We start from the raw sequence: 18,012 nt of genomic DNA on the forward strand, positions 1-18,012 counted from the left end.
TCGCAGCAACCAATTTACTCATCTTTTTCAATATTTTCCAAGCCAAAATTTACAGCTTTTCTAAGGGCTTCAAGTTCTTCCTGGCTCAACATTACATAGGACTCTCCCTTTACAATTTCTTTCAGATAAAGGAAGCAATTGTCTCTGCTGTGTACTGCATTCAAAATTACTCCGGAATTATCCTGATCCAACAAAGCCAGTGCAAAACTAAGTTTTCCGCCTACATCATCGAACGCATCATACTTTTCAACGCCATATTTGCTGAACATAGATTCCAAATGATGTTTGATAAAGCTGATGTCGTGCTCATGATCCTCTTTGGCTTCATAAAGGCGGTCAATCTGAGCGAATTTTCGTACAAAAACTTTCTCAAGAGATTGTGCGTCACTGCCTTTCATGAACATTTTGTATTTACGTTCCAAACGGCTAAGCCTCATTTTGCTGCTGAATACATTCACCGCCAGAACGATGGTCAGAATCAGCAGTAAAATAATAATGATACCCGGGTCGATTCCCAGGCTGTCAAAAATACTGCTCATGCACTCTCCTTATCTTATTGATTCAAACAACTCAATGATTCTTTCCAGTTCATCTCTGGAATAATATTCAATTTCAATTTTACCTTTATTATTTTTCTTTCTGTGGATAAAAACCCGGGTTCCCATAATGCCCTTCATTTTCTCCTCGAGACTCTCGTAAATCGCATCTTCAGCTGTATTTACCGTCTTCTGAGTTTTCTTCGGTGGCTCCACAATATGTTTTACCAGTTTTTCAGTCTCTCGAACGCTTAATTTCTCATCAAAAACCTTCATTGCCACACTTGTCTGCTTATCCTTGTCTGTAATTGCAAGAATTGCACGAGCATGCCCAGCTGAAATCATCTCATCAATCAGCATCTGCTGAACTCTTTCATCCAATTTCAAAAGGCGAAGGGAATTAGTCACTGCAGTTCTGCTCTTAGAAACGCGTTCTGCAATATTATCCTGTTTCAGCTTAAATTCATCGATCAGGCGCTTATAGGCCATCGCTTCCTCTATTGGATTTAAGTCTTCCCGCTGAATATTTTCAATCAGGGAAATCTCAACTACCTGCTGATCATTAAATTCCTTAATGATTACCGGAACTTCTTTCAATCCGGCAAGTTTGGCTGCTCTCCATCTTCTCTCGCCTGCAATAATCTCATAGTAATCGCCTTTATCCGAAACCAGAAGTGGCTGTAAGATGCCAAACTGCTTAATTGATTCAGATAATTCCAGTAAAGCATCCTCATCAAACTGCTTGCGTGGCTGAGTTCTGTTTGGCTCTACCTTTGAAATCTTTACAAGCATTTCAGATTTCTTCGGTTCTTCAACTACTGCAGCTTGTGCTGTATCTTTTGTTTCTGCAGCACTCTTCACTGCTGAAGCATTCAAAGAACCTTCTTCCTGCTGATGTAAGCTTTCATTTGTGGCAACTGGCTTTTGCTCTGGTTTTTTTTCAGCTGGCTTCACTGACTTCTCCGGGAAAAGAGCATCCAGACCTCTTCCAAGACCTTTCTTCTTAACTGCCATTACTCAACCTCCCTGTTTATCACTTCTTCCGCAAGAAGGCGATAAGCTTCTGCTCCTGTGGATCTCGGATCATAAAGAGTAATCGGCTGTCCGTAACTTGGAGCTTCTGCCAGTCTGACATTTCTCGGAATAATGGTCTTGTAAATATTCTGCTGAAGATTTTCCTTAACATTCTCTACTACCTGTAGCGATAAATTTGTACGGGCATCATACATAGTAAACACAACGCCCTCAATCTCAAGATCATTATTCAGCCTGTCCTTTACCAGATCAATAGTATGTATCAGCTGTGATAATCCTTCCAATGCATAGTACTCACACTGAATCGGAACCAAAACAGATGTCGCAGCAGTAAGTGCATTAATAGTAAGCATATTCAGAGATGGGGGACAATCAATAATAATATAATCATAATTATTCTTTATTTTGTCAGTAATCTCTTTCAATATGTATTCTTTATTATCAATACCAACAAGCTCAATCTCTGCGCCAGACAGATTTACATTTGATGGTATCAAATCTACATTTTCTACTACATCTTTGACAATCGTCTTCTCAACATCGGACTGTCCTACCAGAAGTTCATACAAGGTATCTTCTACTTCATTTTTATCAACACCTAATCCACTGGTAGTGTTTCCCTGAGGATCCATGTCAATTGTCAGAACCTTTTTTCCCTGTTCTGCCAGGCATGCAGAAAGATTAATGGCTGTGGTAGATTTGCCAACGCCGCCTTTCTGATTAGCAACCGCAATCGTTCTGCCCAATATCAACCCTCCCTTTCATATTATTTAGGTTACTGTTCACACAACATTTTTATAAAAAGCAACATGTTTAATTGTAAAAAAGAAGCCTGCTTGCAGGATTCTCCACCTACGGCGGGGCACCTCGAGCGCCATCTAACTTTCTGCCACAGTGTAATCCTACCTGGTAGGGCTTTTTATGCAATAGAAAATTTTAACAGAATTTCTTATTACATAAAAATGTTTCACGTGAAACATTTTGCAAATTTTAATTGCACACAATAACCAAAGTTTATAGATTACACCACCATCCTACAGGTTCTGCAATCTTATCATATAACTATTGCTATTATAACACTTTTAAATTTATCTCGCCACATAATGTTTCACGTGAAACATAGAAAATGGCATTTCTTTTCATAAAAATATTGTCTATTTTTATCTTCTTATTAATTATAACCCTAACTGTGGGATTTTAAACATTTTTTGGAATGTATTTGTTGGAAGTCAACATATAAAAAATTATTATTATTTTCTATTGCTATTTAGTTGATTAAAAGTTCTTCAATGCGGACGCATTTGGACAATGTGTATTACTCACTCGCCGGCGCAACGCTCCAGCAAACTAATCGCTAACTGCGACTAATGCGTTCGGGAGAGCCCTCACGCATAAGTCTACGTAAGCGCTGAATTTCGCTTACGCTAAGAGCGCGCCTGAAATGGCTCGCTGGAGTAATACACATTGCCCAAATGCTGTGTACTGGCTGAGACTTGCTGGTTGATAAGAACTTTTAATGAAGAGGGGAGGGGGAGTGATTGTTTTCCCTACACTTTCTTGGCAACGATAGATTTGCAAAAAACAATAAAGTTGCGGGATACCAATTACTTCCCCCACTCCCGTTGTTATCGTTACTGTTTCTTTCTTCCCTTTCCAGCATCAAGCAATTTTGCAATGTATATTCGCAAGCCGCGCATTTCAGGAGCGGTTTTAGTGGAGGTGAGATCCATGACTTACGGAGACTTAGGCGCGAAGGCTCTCCTGAGCGTCTTAGTCGCAGTTAGTCATTAGCTTGCCGGAACGTTGCGACGCGCGGCGGTGAATATACATTGTGAAATCGCGTCCGGGATAACGACCAACACATTAAATAAGTTATAGGTTTGGTAAAGCCAATAAAACCGCGAAATATCAACCATATCTAAACAGGTTATCAAAAGCAAATAATATGTCTTTTTTCGTGAAGCATGTTACTGGTCACGAAATGAGTAGCAATCAGTATTGTTGCTGTTCACCAGTGATGCTCCGCGAGGTGTTTTTTGTGAAAAAAATTCACAGAACCCCCGAGAATTAAGTTTGCACAGAAAGCGTGTTACTGTGAACGGAGTGAACAGCAGCCCAGTATTCTGTCAATTCCCATTTATATGCCAAAAAACATTGTAAAATCAGCCTCTTTGGCGTATAATATACATACAAACCCAAAGGAGGTCCTCTATAAAATGAAAGACACTAAACATAAAATTCTGACTCTGGCCGCGTTGACTACGATTGCCGCTGGTGTCATCCATCTCACCAATAGAGTGATTGTTGCCTCTTCCCAGTTAAAAGAAATGCTTGATTTTTCCAATCACAACTATTATAATTGGCGTTTCGGAAAAATTTATTATACCAAGAAGGGAAAAGGCTCTCCTCTTCTTCTTATTCATGATACAATGCCTGGAGCCAGTGGATACGAATGGTCTCGTGTTGAGGATCAACTTGCTCAAGAGCACACCGTATATACCCTTGATCTATTAGGTTGCGGACGTTCGGAAAAAGCTGGAATTACATATACAAATTTTCTTTTCGTACAAATCATCTGCGATTTTATAAAAAATGTAATTAAAGAGAAAACCGACATCATTGCAAGTGGTTTCTCATGTTCATTTGTTACTACTGCCGCTGCTTACGATAAAGAAAGCATTAATAAAATCATGTTTATTAATCCGGTAAGCATGATTTCTCTTGCCCAAACTACCACAAAAAAGGATAAATTATTCAAATTCTTTATCGAACTGCCTATATTTGGAACCTTTATCTACCATATAATTGTTTCACGTGAAACAATTAATGATTTCTTCCTTGATAAGCTTTATTATAATCCATTCCATGTAGACAAAGATGTCCTGGATGCATATTATGAAGCTGCGCACAAAGGTGGTTATTATGCAAAATGCCTATACTCCAGCCAAAGTGCTAAATATATGAATATCAACATTCGCCATGCTGTAGAATCAATTGATAACAGCATTTATATCGTAGAAGGTGAAGATGAGCCAAATGGTGCTGCAATTGTAGAAGCTTATCAGAAAGTAAATCCAGCAATTGAGTCAGCAACCATTCCATGTTCCAAGCATTTTCCACATATTGAGAATGTAGAAGCATTTCTTGAGCAGGTTGGTGCATTCTTTTAATTAAAATAAAGATATAGATATGCCTTCAAAGCAGAATAAAAAGCTTCGAGATTGTATAATATAATCCCGAAGTTTTTTTGTTTTTGTAATAATAATTTATTATGCTTTATGCTTTTCCTGTTCTTTCTATATTTCCAGAGTATATTAAAAAAGCTTTCTACAAGATGTACGTCACAATTTGTGGGACTTTGACCAGGATGAGGATGAGGTTGCCGTAGCGAATATGGCAGCCAAATTCAGGAATATATACCACAAAGTAAGGTGTGCGGATTGCGAAAATGTTTTTTGACACATCCCAGAGAGTGTTTGAAAAAGGCTTTATGCAAGGTGCGCGCCACAATTTGCGGGAGATTTGGCCAGAATGAAGGTGCTGCAACGTGCTACGACACACCCAACTACGGGTAAAATATACTGCAAAGTGGGGGGTGTGGATTGAGAAATGATTTTCAAATACATCTCAGAGCTCTTTTCGTATTGTTTTGTTGTTATTTTGTTATTTTTTCAATTATGCGCTGTTCCATTTTATCTTTATACAATCTTTTTGTTTTAATTAGAATTGTTTAAAAGTATATTTTTACATAACAATATATTTTTCAGAGGATTTTTACGATTCATTTGCCTGTTTTGTTGTTCAAAGTACATTAAATAGGTCTTTGTTGTATCATCGTGTCGTTAAGTGTTATTTATTGGACTTTATTGTATGTTTTAGTAGGTTTTTATTTTATAAAAGTTATTATTACATTTTATATTTACCGTAATATTTCAGAAAGCAAAAGCAAAGTTTCTGTTTTCGGACTTTTTATATAGTCGGCTAATGTAAAACCATATGAGTAAAATTCAAAGATTTTTAAAATTTTATTTTCAAAAACAATGCATATAGAAATTCAAACAGACAAAATAGCCAACGTTAATTACATATTTCATACCATTTGAAATGTCAGCGGACCAGAGCGTGTTTGGAAAAGGCTTTCTGCAAGATGTGCGTCATAATTTGTAGGAGATTTTGCCCGGATGAGGGCGTCGTAACGAGCTGCGACAACCGAATTCGGACAAAATATACCACAAAATTTGGCACGCAGATTGCAGGAATGATTTTTAAATGCATGCCACAATTCACAGGAGCTTTAACTTAAATTCAGTTGCTGTAGTGAACCACAGCGACCGAATCCGAATAAGATATATAACAAAGCAAGGCGTGCAGATTGCAGGAATGATTTTTCAGACACGCTCGGGCGTAGCCCGCCACACATTTTTTCCATCCGCACCTTCAACTTCACGCATCCAGCTTGATTGATATCGTTATTTGCAAAACGATGTACGCGCATATTCATATCCAGTAGAATTCTTATGTAACAGGCAATTCAACAGTTTTTTCAAATAGTAAAAAAGATCCTTGTCCTGTTTTTTTCACAGGCAAAGATCTTTTTTTATCATTTTTTCAGCTACTACTACTCTTCAGCATCCTCTGAAGCCTCTGTCGTTTCTGTTTCAGCATTATCTGTAGAAGCATTTGTTTCAGGATCTGTTGTCTCAGCTTTTTCGTTTTCCTCTTTCTCACCAGTTACAGATTCAAATGCCTGAAACAGTTCTTTTACTGTCATTTTATTTACCAGATATACTTTTTTGTTTATAACAGCGGCATAGTAATTTGTATCATAGGAATAATACTCCACTTCCATTTCATTTCCATCTATATCTGTAAATTTCACAGTCATTTCCGGATCTGTATTGGACTTAAATTCATCAGTCAGACGTTTCTGCGCTGTCATGTTGATCAGCTTATTGTAGAACGTTGTAAATGTTGTGCTGTCCAGATCTTTTCCATTTAGTGTATAAGATAAGGTTACACTGGTTGAACTTGTGGTGCTTGCAGTAGAAGAACTGTCATCTGTATTTTCAGTATCTTCGTCGGTCAAATCACCTGATGAAGTGTTATCATCAGCAGCATTTCCCTCTACATCGTTGCCGTCGGCAACATCACTGCTGGTACTATCTGTTGTATCTTCATCTTCCGTCTCATTATCCGATGTTTCTACGTTTTCATCCTCAGATGTTTCACGTGAAACATTTACGATATAATCTTCTCCTCCGTAGTTCACATCCAGAGTATCCAGATTATTTGCAGACAAATAGCTTACTGTCAAATCCCAGAAATCAGCATTTGTTTTTCCAAGGAAAGTATCAAGAGAATCCTCGGATATTGTATAAATTTCGTTGCTGTCATTCACCCGAACATATCTTCCACCATCTGAAGATTGATCTCCAACCTGAATTACAAGTTCTCTGTCAACCATTTCAGTTTCCGGTTCTGAATCTTCAGAACTTTCTGCGGACTCAGTATCTGTAGTTTCCACCCCAGCCTCGTCATCTGATTCAGTTACATCTGTATCTTCTGCTTCGACGTTGTCATCTGCTGTTTCATCTGTATTCTCATTTTCTACAGCTTCTGAATCTTCTGTGTCTGCCACATCCACATCTTCATCTGAGCTTTCGTATCCATCTGTCTCAGAATCCTCATCTTCATCTGGGCTTTCGCTTCCATCTGTCTCAGAATCCGCATCTTCATCCAAGCTTTCGCTTCCATCTGTTTCAGAATCCGCATTTTCATCCGCCTGGTTCTCATCCCCAGATGCCTCTGAGACCTCCTCATCGCCATTTTCAGCCTCGTTTTCATCATCAGTGGACTCTTTTTCAACTTCTTCCTGATAATCCACTGTAATCTCTGCATACGGCTTATCTAATCCGTACTGAGAGAGCTCATCTTCTGCGCAGTTATAATTTACATAACTTGCATAAGCCACACTGGATAATGTACTGGCTAAGGAAGTTGCCTTCGCAGAATCTGCTTTCTCAGTCTCTCCATCACCAGTAATATTCCAGAAATTATTTTCATCTTTCTCTACAACATAGGAAGAATCTTTTCCATCTACAGAAATTTTGCTGACCGTAGAGGAATCCACAGTTGGGAAAACGCCGCTTTTTGCAAAGTCGTACAAAGTTCCCTCAAAAGAAGAAAACGTGGAATTGCTTACTACATAAACTGTAGAAGAATCCTTGTTCAAGTCAATGTATTCCTGACTTGTGGAATCATTCTCCATTCCAAGCTGGATTACTGTCGTTTTCCCATCTTCTGTGGTAACCGTGATCGTGTTCTCCGGCTGATCCAATTCATACTCTGATGCATCCTCCACATTTTCCAGTGTTCTTTCCGCTTTTATAGAATTCAGGGAGCTTACCAGTGTGTCGATTTTATCCTGATCTACCGGAAAATCAGTTTCATCACTTTTCACCCAGGAATCTCCTTCTTTTTCAAAGGTAACTTCTTTTTTATCAATTACAAATTTTATTGATTTTACATCAGCAGACGCTATGGAAATAATTTCCGGATTTTCTTCCTCCGCACTTTCGGCATCCGCGGCCTCCTGCTTGGCTACGTAGGCTTTTACGCCTACGTATGCGCCGCTGAGGACAACCAAAACGCCCACTGCTGTAATAAGATTTACTGATTTTTTCTTCATCAGGCTTTTCTCCTCTTTAACCAAATCATAAATCCAATCAACAGGAATGCTCCAGGAATCAGACCAATGGTACAGATTTTCCAGAAGCTTGCATCATATGCTGTCAAAGTCAGATAAGATACTTCCAGGCTCTTTGATGGGATAGAGACTGTTGTACTGTCTTCTGTGTCTACCAGAGAACTTAAAGAAGTCATCACAAGTTTCTCATTTCCACCAGAAACCATCTGATTGATCTGGCTCTGCAGCAGGTTTGATGTGGAATAATAAATAATATGAGTCTCTTTATCATCATCTACAGTCTCTGTAACGCTGACACCCAGGTCAAATGGGCCATCCACATCACCGTCTTCCTTTTCAAGAGAACCGCTGTTCAAATCTTTCTTTGAATATGCACTATCGGAAGTTGTAAGAAGACTTTCAATATTTACAGTGTCTCTCACGTCATCAGATTTCTGGATCCCCTGTGCATACGGCATCAGGATGTAATATCCGGAAGAAGCAACATCAGATGTAATATCTGTGCTGTTTACAGTTGGAACCAGATAGTAAGGCATCTGAGCGGCATAATGCTGTGCATCACCCTCAAATACAAGACCATCTACTCTGCTTACGCCGTAGTTTTTCAGCACTGCATCAAAGTTTTCCATTTTTTCTCCTGTGTAATCGGAGAAAATCATTGCTTTTCCACCATTTTCCAGATAATCGATCAATGCAGTCTTCTCATCCTCTGAGATATCTGTTGTAGGAGAATCAATCAGCAGACAACTGGCATCCTCTGGAACGCTTCCCTCTGTAAGCAGATTCAGGGATTTGATTTCCATGTTTGCTTTCTCAATATCTTCCTTGATCGTAGAATCAAGCTCCTGCTCTCCATGTCCCTCTAATGTGTACAATACCGGCAGGTTTTCACTAGTTACATATGCGATGGCACTTGTGATCTGACCTTCGCCGTCGAATCCTGTTGTCTGATAACTGTATGTGTTGTAATCCATTGTAGATTCGTAAATATTGTTATAATTTATAACCTTATTTCTGTCTCCGCATACAACAATTAAGCTATTAGAGGAAAGGTTGTCACTGGTGTATTCACTGACAAATTTAGGATTGACCACTGGATCTTTCTGTTCCACCTTAATATGATCAGATTCATCTGCATATCTTTGAAGCAGATTACTGATAGTCTCATCCTCACTTCCGCTCTGGGCGATCTGATATATGGTTACATCCTTGTCCAGATTTTTCAGCATAGCTTTTGTCTCATCACCGATGGTGTAAAGTTTCTCGGAGCTGATATCCAGCTGCGTATACTTTGAAGGAAGATTTCCAACGATCATATTTATAACAATAATGATAGCAATGAAAACAACAATCATAACAGAACTGTAGCTTCCATTTTTCAAGTACTTTTTATTAATACTGTCTTTAAATTTTCGTTTTTCTTTTTTGTTATTATTGTTATTATTTTCGACATTTTTAATATTAATTGCGTTTTTATCGTTATTATCAATATTGTTATCATTTTTCTTCTTAAAAAACATTTTCCCCACCTCCTTAATTCCAACGTCTCTTCAAAATCGTCTGCATGGTAAGGAATATACAAATGGCAATGACAGACAGGAAATAAAGAACTCCAGTCACATCAAAAATACTGTTTGTAAAGTTTTCAAAGTGTGAACTTAAGTTAAACACTTCAAGAACCTTCTGGATTCCTCCTTCAAACACGCTGGATTTTACAACATAAATAATCACCAGTGCCACTTCTCCAATCACGCAGACAGCACCTGAGATCACTGCATTTTTTATCATACTGTAAATCATAAGGCTAAGCGCTATGATCAGAATGCCAAATGTCACACACGTAGACATTGCCGTCTCTGAGAAAAAGGAAGAAATTCCATTCATCATATAAAAAGCAAATAAAAATACAAAGGTAAGAACTGCTGCAATTACCTGACTCTCAGTGATTGCTGAGAAAAATACGCCGATTGCAATGTTTGCACTTCCCAGAAGGAAAAATCCAAGGAGTGCTGTGTACGCGGAACCAAATGCAACGGTTCCGAACTTCGACATAATCAGCGGATAAGTTGCAAGAACCACAATGGGGATTGCATAAATAGTCACAAGTGCAAGATATTTTCCCATTACGATGCCGGATACAGATACCGGAGAGGTAAGCAGAAGCTGGTCCGTTTTTTGCTTTCTTTCCTCAGCAAGTACACGCATGGTCAGGATCGGCACTGCAATCAGAAACACAAAGGTCATGGCATTTAAAGTATATTCAAATTTCGGATAAGCAGCTGAAAGCTGGTACGCTGAAAAGTAAATACCTGCGATCAGCAACACAAAAAACATAAACAGGTAGCCGACCATGGAAGTCAGGTAGCTCTTCAACTCTCTTTTATAAATAGCAAGCATGGTTTACTCTTCCCCCTTTTCTTTCTCAGATGCGACAAAACTATTCTGTTTATCACCAGACAGTCCATTATCTGACACATCGTCGGATACTTCGCCCGATTCATCAAAGCCTTTTTCTTCAAATCCATGATCAGGGACAGTATCTTCGTTTTTATCATTCAAATACTTCTCAGCATCTGCTGCCGTCTTAAAGAAAGATTTTCCGGACTTTTTTCCTGACGCATCTTTATCTTTTTTCTCGCTCTCTGTAAGTTCAAGGAATATCTCCTCCAGAGAAACTTTCTTAGACTGCATTTCAAGAATCGGGCAGCCGACATTTACCATACTGTAGAATACTTTTTCACGCACATCCATATTCTCTTCGGTGCCCACTGTAATGGCGTATACGCCTTCCTCCGGGCTTTTCTTCACCGTAACCTCTTTTACCCCTTCTACGGCCTCCAGAGCGGCTCTGATAGTGTCTTTCTGACCTTTTACAAGCAGATTCAGGTTGTTTGAGCCTGCTGCCAGTTTTCCCAGATTCTCAGGGGTATCGCTGGCTACCAGTTTTCCATGGGAAATGATCAGCACGTAGTCGCAAACGGCGCTGACTTCGGACAAAATATGGGAGCTAAGGATAACGGTGTGTTTCTGTTTCAGGCCTTTGATCAGATCGCGGATTTCGTTGATCTGTTTTGGGTCAAGCCCGACAGTCGGCTCATCCAGAATAATAACCTCCGGGTAACCAAGCACAGCCTGCGCAATACCAACCCTCTGTCTGTAACCTTTAGAAAGGTTCTTGATCAGACGATTTTTCATGTCAGTAATCTTTACCATGTCCATGATTTCTTCGATCATAGTGGCTTTTTTATCTTTAGGAATTTTCTTCAGATCTGCTACGAATTTCAGATATTCCAGAACGGTCATATCAAAATAAAGGGGCGGCATTTCGGGTAGATATCCGATGCATTTTTTTGCCTCCTCAGGTTCTTCCAGAATATCATGACCGTCTATGACTACTGTTCCCTCGGTGGATGCAATATAGCCGGTTATCATATTCATGGTTGTGGATTTTCCGGCGCCGTTGGGGCCCAGGAAACCATAAATCTTGCCTTTCTCTATTTCAAAAGAAAGGTGGTCTACAGCGGTGTGATCGCCGTAGCGTTTTACCAGATTTTTTACTTCAATCAAGTTTCTTACCTCCTTCAAGTTGCAGATGCATGGCTTATCCCATGCATCTATCTATGATTATTTTATGTGCAACCTGTGAGGAAATTTAGATAATTATGTGAGAAATATGTGATTATTTTGTGTTGGAAATGTGTCCCAAAATAAAATACATTCCGCAAAGTGGGGCGTGCAGATTGCGGGAATGATTTTTCAGACACGCTCTAAGGCACGGGGATGTGGAATAGAAAAAATCAAAGACAGTTGCGAGGAAGCTGGAAATCCTATGCCAGAATATACGATTAAGTGTGAGGATATTATGGTTATGTTTAAGAGCTTGGTTAGTAGCTTGGTTAATCACACTAACCAAGCTACTAACCAAACTATTCCCAATGAAGACAATTCCTTTGAAAGTGATTGAGACAGAACCTATGTTATCTCAGAAAAAATCGCCGATATTATCGGAGAGAAATATAGTACGGATTTCTTCCTCTTTCAGGACTAAAGTTATCTTAATATTAACACATATTCTACGCCAGCGGCTCCTTCGCCGGCAAGCCAGCCTTCCTGGGGTACTTCTTGGCGGTCGGTTTCATCTTCTTGATCACCACAAAAGAACGATCCATATCCGTGTCCATAAGTGGAAATTTCACTACATCCTGAACTTTTCCACCAAGGATTTTCACAGCATTTTCTGCCTGCGCAAGCTCTTCATCAATCTTGCCGGATTTATAAGAAATAAAGCTGCCTCCTTCTTTTACGAAGGGGATACAATACTCGGAAAGGGTGCTTAGATTGGCTACTGCGCGGGAGACACAGAAGTCGTATTTTTCTCTGTGTTCCTTCTGTTTCGCATAGTCTTCAGCTCTTCCGTGGATGGCTGTTACGTCTTTTAATCCAAGCATTTCGATTACTTCATTAAGGAAATTCACCCTTTTATTCAAAGAATCCAGAAGGGTAATTTTAAGCTCTGGAAAAGCTATTTTCAGCGGAATTCCAGGGAAACCAGCGCCGGTTCCGATGTCGATCACGGACTTTCCCGTCAGCTTTTTCTGGTCAAAACTGCCAACTTTTACGATAGATAAACTGTCAAGAAAATGCTTTAAAATTACCTCGTTGTACTCGGTAATTGCAGTTAAATTCATTACCTTATTTTTCTCTACAAGGTACTCATAATAAGTGATAAACTGCTTCTTCTGCTCCTGGGACAGAGCAATTCCAAGCTCTTCAAGTCCTTTCTCAAAGAGGGTTAAATCATATTCCATAAACTTCTCCTTATACCTCAAACTACTTATTTTTTTACTTTCCAGTTGCTAATACACAGCGTTTTTGCAAGTAATATTCTTTAGCAGGTCATTTCAGGTGCGTTTTTAACGAAGGTGAAATCCACTGGTCAGATCGACTTAGACGAGAGGTCTCTCCCAAGCGTCTTAGTCGTAGTTACCAGTTATTTCACCGTAGAGCGTGTTTGAAAAATCATTTCCGCAATCTGCACGCCCCACTTTGCGGGAGATTTTGCCCGAATTCGGTTGCCGTAGCCCGCTACGGCGCCCTTATCCGAACAAAATCTCCCACAAATTGTGACACACATCTTGCAGAAAGCCTTTTTCAAACACGCTCTAGTGCCCAACCGACCTGCGTGGAATATTACTTGCAGAAACGCGTCCGTTTAGTGACGCTCCTTCCCATACTGCTCCATATAAACCAGCAGCACCGAAATATCCGCCGGTGAAACACCGGAAATTCGGGATGCCTGTCCAATGGAAACAGGTCTGTAAAGTTCCAGTTTCTGCCGTGCCTCAATACGCAGGCTCTTTACTTTCTCATAGTCCAGATCCTCTGGAATTTTCTTGGCTTCCAGCTTCTTAAACTGCTCTACCTGCTTCATCTGGCGGCGGATATAACCGTCGTATTTAATATTAATGTTTACCTGCTCCTGCACATCCCAGGCAAGTTCAGGGCGGTTCTTATCAATAGGAGCCACCTCTGCATAGGAAAGCTCCGGTCTGCGGATCAGCTCTGCAAGACTGATTCCTGACTTAAGTGGTGTGCTTCCTTTGCTTTCCAGAAGGCTCTGAACTGCCTCTGTCATACCCACATTTGTATTCTCCACACGCTGGATTTCTTCCGCTATCAAGCGTTCTTTTTCCACTACTTTTGCATAGGTTTCGTCATCTACAAGACCTACCTCCCAGCCCTTTTTACGAAGTCTCAGATCCGCATTATCCTGACGGAGAAGTAGACGGTACTCGGCACGGCTGGTCATCATACGGTATGGCTCATGGTTCTCTTTTGTAACCAGATCATCAATGAGAACACCGATATAAGCCTCAGAACGATCCAGGATCAGCTGCTCTTTTCCCAGCACTTCCATGGCTGCATTGATACCAGCGATCAGTCCCTGGGCTGCTGCCTCCTCGTAACCTGAACTTCCATTAAACTGTCCGCCACTGAAAAGACCTTTAATTTTCTTAAACTCCAGCGTTGGATAAAGCTGTCTTGGGTTAATACAATCGTACTCAATAGCATAAGCATTCTTCACAATTTTTGCATGCTCAAGGCCTGGTACGCTGTGGTACATTTCCTCCTGCACATCTTCCGGCAAAGAGCTGGACATACCGCCAATGTACATCTCATTTGTGTACATTCCCTCTGGCTCAATAAACACCTGATGTCTTTTTTTATCTGCAAAACGAACTACTTTATCCTCAATAGAAGGGCAATAACGCGGACCAGTTCCTTCGATCATACCAGAGTACAGTGGGGAACGATCCAGGTTTGCACGGATGATATCATGGGTAGCCTCATTGGTATAAGTCAGCCAGCAGGATTTCTGCTCGATCTGCACATCCTCCGGATCTGTGGAAAAAGAAAATGGCACTACTCTCTCATCCCCAAACTGCTCTTCCATCTTGCTGTAGTCGATGGTATTTCCTGCAATTCGGGCAGGTGTTCCAGTCTTGAAACGGAACATTTCAATTCCCAATTCTTTCAGAGAATCAGTCAGATAATTGGCTGCCTGCAGTCCATTTGGACCTGTATAATTGCTTACATCACCGTAAATACAGCGTGCTTTCAGATAAGTTCCAGTACACAAAACTACCGCCTTACAATGGTAGACAGCGCCGGAATACGTCTTCACACCTGTGATCTTGCCATCCTCTACCAGAAGCTTGGTAACCTCTCCCTGGCGGATGGTCAGGTTCTCCTGATTCTCCAACGTCTTTCTCATTTCATTACTGTAAGCCTGCTTATCAGCCTGAGCACGAAGGGAATGCACTGCCGGACCCTTGGAACAGTTCAGCATCTTAGACTGAATAAAAGTCTTGTCAATATTTTTTCCCATCTCTCCACCAAGAGCATCCAACTCACGGACCAGATGTCCCTTTGAACTACCGCCTACATTTGGGTTACAAGGCATCAGCGCAATACTCTCTGCGCTTACCGTAAACATGATCGTACTCAATCCCAATCTCGCCCCAGCCAACGCTGCCTCACAGCCAGCATGTCCGGCACCGACCACTACTATGTCATAATTCTCCTCTAAATGTTTCATTTTTATCTCCTCTATAACACACTCATTCATATATTATCGCGTCCCTCTGCCACTACTTACCCATACAAAACTTACTAAATATCTCATTCACCAGATCTTCCCCAACTTCTTCCCCGGTAATTTTCCCCAAGCTTCCATAAGCAGCCATCAGATCAATGGAAAAGAAGTCTTCCGGCATGCCATCCTCAATACTCTGTTTTACCATTGCAAGACTCTCTTCTGCCTCTTCCAGTGCCTCTTTGTGACGGGCATTTGTAATATAAACCTCATCGTTAAAAGAGATTTTCCCACTGAAAAACATACTCTTAATGGTATCTGCCAGCTGGGCAATTCCAGTCTCCTCTTTCGCAGAAATTGGAATGAGAGGATGGTTGATTTTCTCCTTTAATGCCTCCATGCTCACAGCCGAAGCAAGATCTGTTTTATTGTACAGTACAATTGCTTTTCTGTCTTTCAGCATTTCAATGATTTCTTCATCATTTTCATCAAGCGGTGTAGAGCTGTCTACTACGTATAACACCAGATCTGCACCCTTTGCAACCTCCCGGGCTCTGGAAACACCGATTTTCTCCACCACATCCTCTGTCTCGCGAATGCCTGCCGTATCCACAATTTTCAGCGTAATTCCATGAAGGGTAATATACTCCTCCAGAATATCTCTTGTAGTACCCTCAATATCCGTTACAATGGCCTTATTTTCCCCTACAAGAAGGTTTAACAGGGAGGACTTACCTGCATTTGGCTTACCCACGATAACCGTCTCAATTCCTTCCCGGATGATCTTGCCATCTGTGGAAGTTTTCAACAGCTCTTCGATGGATTTCTGCTCTTTTTCCACGATTCCATGTAATTTCTGTGGATATCCCTCAAGGCTGATATGCTCCGGATCATCCAGAGCAGACTCGATAAAAGCAATCTCGTAGATCAGGTCGCTTCGAATCTCCTTGATGGTCTTTTGTACAGAACCTTTCAGCTGACTCATGGAGCTTTTCAACGCATATTCATTCTTCGCCTGGATCACATCCATAACTGCCTCTGCCTGGGAAAGATCCAGTCTGCCGTTCAGGAAAGCTCTCTTGGTAAACTCTCCGGGTCCGGCAATCTTGGCGCCGTTTTTCAAAACCGTTTCCAGAACCCGGTTCATGGCATAGACACCGCCGTGACAGTCAATCTCCACGGTATCTTCTCCTGTGAATGTTTTGGGTGCGCGCATGACCATGACCAGAACTTCATCCACCGCTTCTTCTCCATCATAAATATAACCATAATGAATGGTGTGGGTGGGCACTTCTTTAATTTTCTTTTTCCCGCCCTTGGAACGGTAAATGCGGGATATAACGTCCATGGCTTCCGGGCCGCTGATTCGGATGATTCCGATTCCCGAAGCACTCACAGCAGTAGATATCGCTGCAATCGTTGTATTCATGTGATTTCCTCCATGTAAATTGCAATCCAAATTATAAACTTAACACATCTTTTGACACTCATATTATTTTATTATACAAAAAAAGTTACCCCAGGGAAAGATATTAAAACAAAAGCATAACGCTTCAGTTCTTCCATCTTTCACCTGGAATAACCTCTTATTCATTCTGCAAATCTTTTATAACACATTCAGATGTTTTATGCAAGATTTACCATCTTTTTAATTTTACAACCACATGACGATACGGCTCTTCGCCCTCGCTGACAGTCTCTACATACTTATTGCCCTGAAGTGCTGAGTGAATGATTCTTCTCTCATATGGGTTCATCGGCTCAAGTACAACTGGCTTTCTGGTTTTCTTAACCTTGTAGGCAATTCCTCTTGCAAGATTCTCCAGAGTCTCTTTACGACGTCTGCGGTAATCTTCTGTATCGAGCTTTACTCTGATATAGTTTGCTTTGCCCTTATTTACAACAAGGCTTGTAAGATACTGAAGGGAGTCAAGGGTCTGTCCTCTCTTACCGATGAGAATTCCCATATCCTCTCCTTCAAAAGCAACTTCCAGACAACCGTCATTTGTGTTGTATTTGGAAGTGATCTCCACTTCACCAAGATTCATAGATGCAAATACGTCGCGAAGGAAAACAATTGCTCTCTCTTCCACTTCTTTGATCTCTGCCGGATCTGTGATGATCTCAACAGGTTTGGACTGTTTCGGCTTCTCTTCTCTTGGCTCTTTCGGCATTTTTTCTTTTGCCGGTTTTTCTTTTACAGGACGCTCCTTAAAAGGTTTCTCCTTCGGCTGGCGCGGCTGTTTTTCTTTTGGCTCTTTAAAAGGCTTTGGCTCTTTCGCCTCTTTTACAGGTGCTTTTTCTTTCACCGGCTCACTCTTTGGTGCCGGTTTCTCAGCTTTTACAAAAGGTTTGGCAGGCTTTCTATTCTGCTCTTCCTTAATCGCATCCACTTTAACAGTATCAACGATTTCCTGTATCTCATCCTCTTCAGAAACTGTATTGATCTTGCGTGCTTTAATGATTGCCGGTTTGCTTCCGATGCCAAAAAATCCGGAACTACCTTCAGAAACCACTTCAATTTCCAGCTGATCACTGGAAACACCTAATTCGATGCACGCCTTGGTGATTGCTTCATTTTTCGTTTTTGCTGAAAACTGGATAAACTCCTCCATCTATGAAACCCTCCGTTCCCGACA

Annotated in this window: 16 protein-coding genes and 5 pseudogenes; 6 read left to right on the plus strand and 15 right to left on the minus strand. The window is 40.7% G+C overall.

Going from position 1 to position 18,012, the window contains the following annotated elements:
- Nucleotides 1-14: 14 nt before the first annotated feature.
- From AB5170_RS08650 to AB5170_RS08660, 3 genes are read right to left on the minus strand one after another with little or no spacing between them, the layout of a single operon-like run.
- Nucleotides 15-539, minus strand: a complete 525-nt coding sequence (locus AB5170_RS08650; protein WP_118580781.1) for a DUF4446 family protein — start codon at nt 537-539, stop codon at nt 15-17.
- 9 nt (nt 540-548) lie between these two features.
- The gene (locus AB5170_RS08655; RefSeq protein ID WP_148463061.1) at nt 549-1,550 is read right to left on the minus strand and encodes a ParB/RepB/Spo0J family partition protein; all 1,002 of its coding nucleotides are present in this window, start codon (nt 1,548-1,550) and stop codon (nt 549-551) included.
- Nucleotides 1,550-2,317 (minus strand): ParA family protein, encoded by a 768-nt coding sequence (locus AB5170_RS08660; protein WP_148463060.1) that lies wholly within the window; start codon nt 2,315-2,317, stop codon nt 1,550-1,552. Before AB5170_RS08660 ends, AB5170_RS08655 begins: the two co-directional genes overlap by 1 nt.
- Before the next feature lie 1,470 nt (nt 2,318-3,787).
- Here AB5170_RS08660 and AB5170_RS08665 point away from each other — a divergent pair.
- Both AB5170_RS08665 and AB5170_RS08670 read left to right on the plus strand, forming a co-directional pair.
- The gene (locus AB5170_RS08665; RefSeq protein ID WP_173718485.1) at nt 3,788-4,741 is read left to right on the plus strand and encodes an alpha/beta fold hydrolase; all 954 of its coding nucleotides are present in this window, start codon (nt 3,788-3,790) and stop codon (nt 4,739-4,741) included.
- A 261-nt stretch (nt 4,742-5,002) separates the two neighbouring features.
- Nucleotides 5,003-5,116: pseudogene (locus tag AB5170_RS08670) on the plus strand (hypothetical protein); the annotation flags it as partial.
- Here the strand turns inward: AB5170_RS08670 and AB5170_RS08675 are convergent.
- Together AB5170_RS08675 and AB5170_RS08680 are read right to left on the minus strand one after the other, a co-directional pair.
- Nucleotides 5,069-5,197 (minus strand): annotated as a pseudogene (locus AB5170_RS08675) (DUF6783 domain-containing protein); the annotation flags it as partial. The pseudogenes AB5170_RS08670 and AB5170_RS08675 overlap by 48 nt on opposite strands.
- Before the next feature lie 464 nt (nt 5,198-5,661).
- On the minus strand, nt 5,662-5,754 hold the full coding sequence (locus AB5170_RS08680) for a DUF6783 domain-containing protein (RefSeq protein WP_368361763.1): 93 nt from the start codon (nt 5,752-5,754) through the stop codon (nt 5,662-5,664).
- Between AB5170_RS08680 and AB5170_RS08685 the strand changes: the two genes are divergently transcribed.
- Together AB5170_RS08685 and AB5170_RS08690 are read left to right on the plus strand one after the other, a co-directional pair.
- Complete coding sequence (locus AB5170_RS08685; protein ID WP_368361764.1) at nt 5,719-5,874, plus strand: DUF6783 domain-containing protein; 156 nt, start codon at nt 5,719-5,721, stop codon at nt 5,872-5,874. The two genes, AB5170_RS08680 and AB5170_RS08685, sit on opposite strands and share 36 nt — an antisense overlap.
- Nucleotides 5,841-5,930, plus strand: a pseudogene (locus AB5170_RS08690) (DUF6783 domain-containing protein); the annotation flags it as partial. The gene AB5170_RS08685 and the pseudogene AB5170_RS08690, both read left to right, overlap by 34 nt.
- On the opposite strand, the pseudogene AB5170_RS08695 reads toward AB5170_RS08690, so the two are convergent.
- The 5 genes and pseudogenes from AB5170_RS08695 to AB5170_RS08715 form a co-directional block, all read right to left on the minus strand.
- Nucleotides 5,892-5,987, minus strand: a pseudogene (locus AB5170_RS08695) (DUF6783 domain-containing protein); the annotation flags it as partial. The pseudogenes AB5170_RS08690 and AB5170_RS08695 overlap by 39 nt on opposite strands.
- Nucleotides 5,988-6,189: 202 nt before the next feature.
- Nucleotides 6,190-8,259 carry a DUF4340 domain-containing protein gene (locus tag AB5170_RS08700; protein ID WP_368361756.1) on the minus strand — a complete coding sequence of 690 codons (2,070 nt, stop codon included), beginning with the start codon at nt 8,257-8,259 and terminating at the stop codon, nt 6,190-6,192.
- Complete coding sequence (locus tag AB5170_RS08705) at nt 8,259-9,797, minus strand: GldG family protein (protein ID WP_368361757.1); 1,539 nt, start codon at nt 9,795-9,797, stop codon at nt 8,259-8,261. Before AB5170_RS08705 ends, AB5170_RS08700 begins: the two co-directional genes overlap by 1 nt.
- Nucleotides 9,798-9,810: 13 nt before the next feature.
- The gene (locus AB5170_RS08710; protein ID WP_195478467.1) at nt 9,811-10,674 is read right to left on the minus strand and encodes an ABC transporter permease subunit; all 864 of its coding nucleotides are present in this window, start codon (nt 10,672-10,674) and stop codon (nt 9,811-9,813) included.
- A gap of 3 nt (nt 10,675-10,677) precedes the next feature.
- Nucleotides 10,678-11,844, minus strand: coding sequence for an ABC transporter ATP-binding protein (locus AB5170_RS08715; protein WP_368361758.1), 1,167 nt, complete (start codon nt 11,842-11,844; stop codon nt 10,678-10,680).
- Between the two features lie 130 nt (nt 11,845-11,974).
- Here AB5170_RS08715 and AB5170_RS08720 point away from each other — a divergent pair, with 130 nt between their 5' ends.
- Nucleotides 11,975-12,241: a DUF6783 domain-containing protein gene (locus AB5170_RS08720; protein WP_368361759.1), complete on the plus strand. Its 267-nt coding sequence runs from the start codon at nt 11,975-11,977 to the stop codon at nt 12,239-12,241.
- Between the two features lie 109 nt (nt 12,242-12,350).
- On the opposite strand, the gene rsmG is transcribed toward AB5170_RS08720, so the two are convergent.
- Together rsmG and AB5170_RS08730 are read right to left on the minus strand one after the other, a co-directional pair.
- Nucleotides 12,351-13,085: a 16S rRNA (guanine(527)-N(7))-methyltransferase RsmG gene (gene rsmG / locus AB5170_RS08725; protein WP_118580808.1), complete on the minus strand. Its 735-nt coding sequence runs from the start codon at nt 13,083-13,085 to the stop codon at nt 12,351-12,353.
- Between the two features lie 182 nt (nt 13,086-13,267).
- The gene (locus AB5170_RS08730; protein WP_306797078.1) at nt 13,268-13,411 is read right to left on the minus strand and encodes a DUF6783 domain-containing protein; all 144 of its coding nucleotides are present in this window, start codon (nt 13,409-13,411) and stop codon (nt 13,268-13,270) included.
- Between AB5170_RS08730 and AB5170_RS08735 the strand changes: the two are divergent.
- Nucleotides 13,349-13,552 (plus strand): annotated as a pseudogene (locus tag AB5170_RS08735) (DUF6783 domain-containing protein); the annotation flags it as partial. The gene AB5170_RS08730 and the pseudogene AB5170_RS08735 overlap by 63 nt on opposite strands.
- Here the strand turns inward: AB5170_RS08735 and mnmG are convergent.
- The 3 genes from mnmG to jag all read right to left on the minus strand — a co-directional run bounded on the left by mnmG (nt 13,490) and on the right by jag (nt 17,988).
- Nucleotides 13,490-15,376: a tRNA uridine-5-carboxymethylaminomethyl(34) synthesis enzyme MnmG gene (mnmG, locus tag AB5170_RS08740; RefSeq protein WP_187565408.1), complete on the minus strand. Its 1,887-nt coding sequence runs from the start codon at nt 15,374-15,376 to the stop codon at nt 13,490-13,492. The pseudogene AB5170_RS08735 and the gene mnmG sit on opposite strands and share 63 nt — an antisense overlap.
- Before the next feature lie 52 nt (nt 15,377-15,428).
- Entirely contained in the window at nt 15,429-16,802 is a 1,374-nt protein-coding gene (gene mnmE, locus AB5170_RS08745; RefSeq protein ID WP_195380223.1) for a tRNA uridine-5-carboxymethylaminomethyl(34) synthesis GTPase MnmE, read from the minus strand.
- A 208-nt stretch (nt 16,803-17,010) separates the two neighbouring features.
- Entirely contained in the window at nt 17,011-17,988 is a 978-nt protein-coding gene (gene jag / locus AB5170_RS08750; protein ID WP_118580817.1) for an RNA-binding cell elongation regulator Jag/EloR, read from the minus strand.
- Nucleotides 17,989-18,012 lie beyond the last annotated feature (24 nt).

The sequence above is a fragment of the Ruminococcus sp. RTP21484sp1_RTP21281st1_A8_RTP21281_210402 genome, from assembly GCF_040914025.1.
GTDB classification, from domain to species: domain Bacteria; phylum Bacillota; class Clostridia; order Lachnospirales; family Lachnospiraceae; genus Blautia_A; species Blautia_A faecis.

Excerpts from the sequence above, each read along its gene's own strand:
- AB5170_RS08665 (WP_173718485.1), top strand. The coding sequence starts at position 3,788 with ATGAAAGACACTAAACATAAAATTCTGACTCTGGCCGCGTTGACTACG.
- AB5170_RS08710 (WP_195478467.1), bottom strand. The coding sequence starts at position 10,674 with ATGCTTGCTATTTATAAAAGAGAGTTGAAGAGCTACCTGACTTCCATG.
- AB5170_RS08685 (WP_368361764.1), top strand. The coding sequence starts at position 5,719 with ATGTGCGTCATAATTTGTAGGAGATTTTGCCCGGATGAGGGCGTCGTA.
- AB5170_RS08730 (WP_306797078.1), bottom strand. The coding sequence starts at position 13,411 with ATGTGTGTCACAATTTGTGGGAGATTTTGTTCGGATAAGGGCGCCGTA.
- AB5170_RS08705 (WP_368361757.1), bottom strand. The coding sequence starts at position 9,797 with ATGTTTTTTAAGAAGAAAAATGATAACAATATTGATAATAACGATAAA.
- jag (WP_118580817.1), bottom strand. The coding sequence starts at position 17,988 with ATGGAGGAGTTTATCCAGTTTTCAGCAAAAACGAAAAATGAAGCAATC.
- mnmG (WP_187565408.1), bottom strand. The coding sequence starts at position 15,376 with ATGAAACATTTAGAGGAGAATTATGACATAGTAGTGGTCGGTGCCGGA.
- AB5170_RS08700 (WP_368361756.1), bottom strand. The coding sequence starts at position 8,259 with ATGAAGAAAAAATCAGTAAATCTTATTACAGCAGTGGGCGTTTTGGTT.
- rsmG (WP_118580808.1), bottom strand. The coding sequence starts at position 13,085 with ATGGAATATGATTTAACCCTCTTTGAGAAAGGACTTGAAGAGCTTGGA.
- AB5170_RS08650 (WP_118580781.1), bottom strand. The coding sequence starts at position 539 with ATGAGCAGTATTTTTGACAGCCTGGGAATCGACCCGGGTATCATTATT.
- AB5170_RS08655 (WP_148463061.1), bottom strand. The coding sequence starts at position 1,550 with ATGGCAGTTAAGAAGAAAGGTCTTGGAAGAGGTCTGGATGCTCTTTTC.
- mnmE (WP_195380223.1), bottom strand. The coding sequence starts at position 16,802 with ATGAATACAACGATTGCAGCGATATCTACTGCTGTGAGTGCTTCGGGA.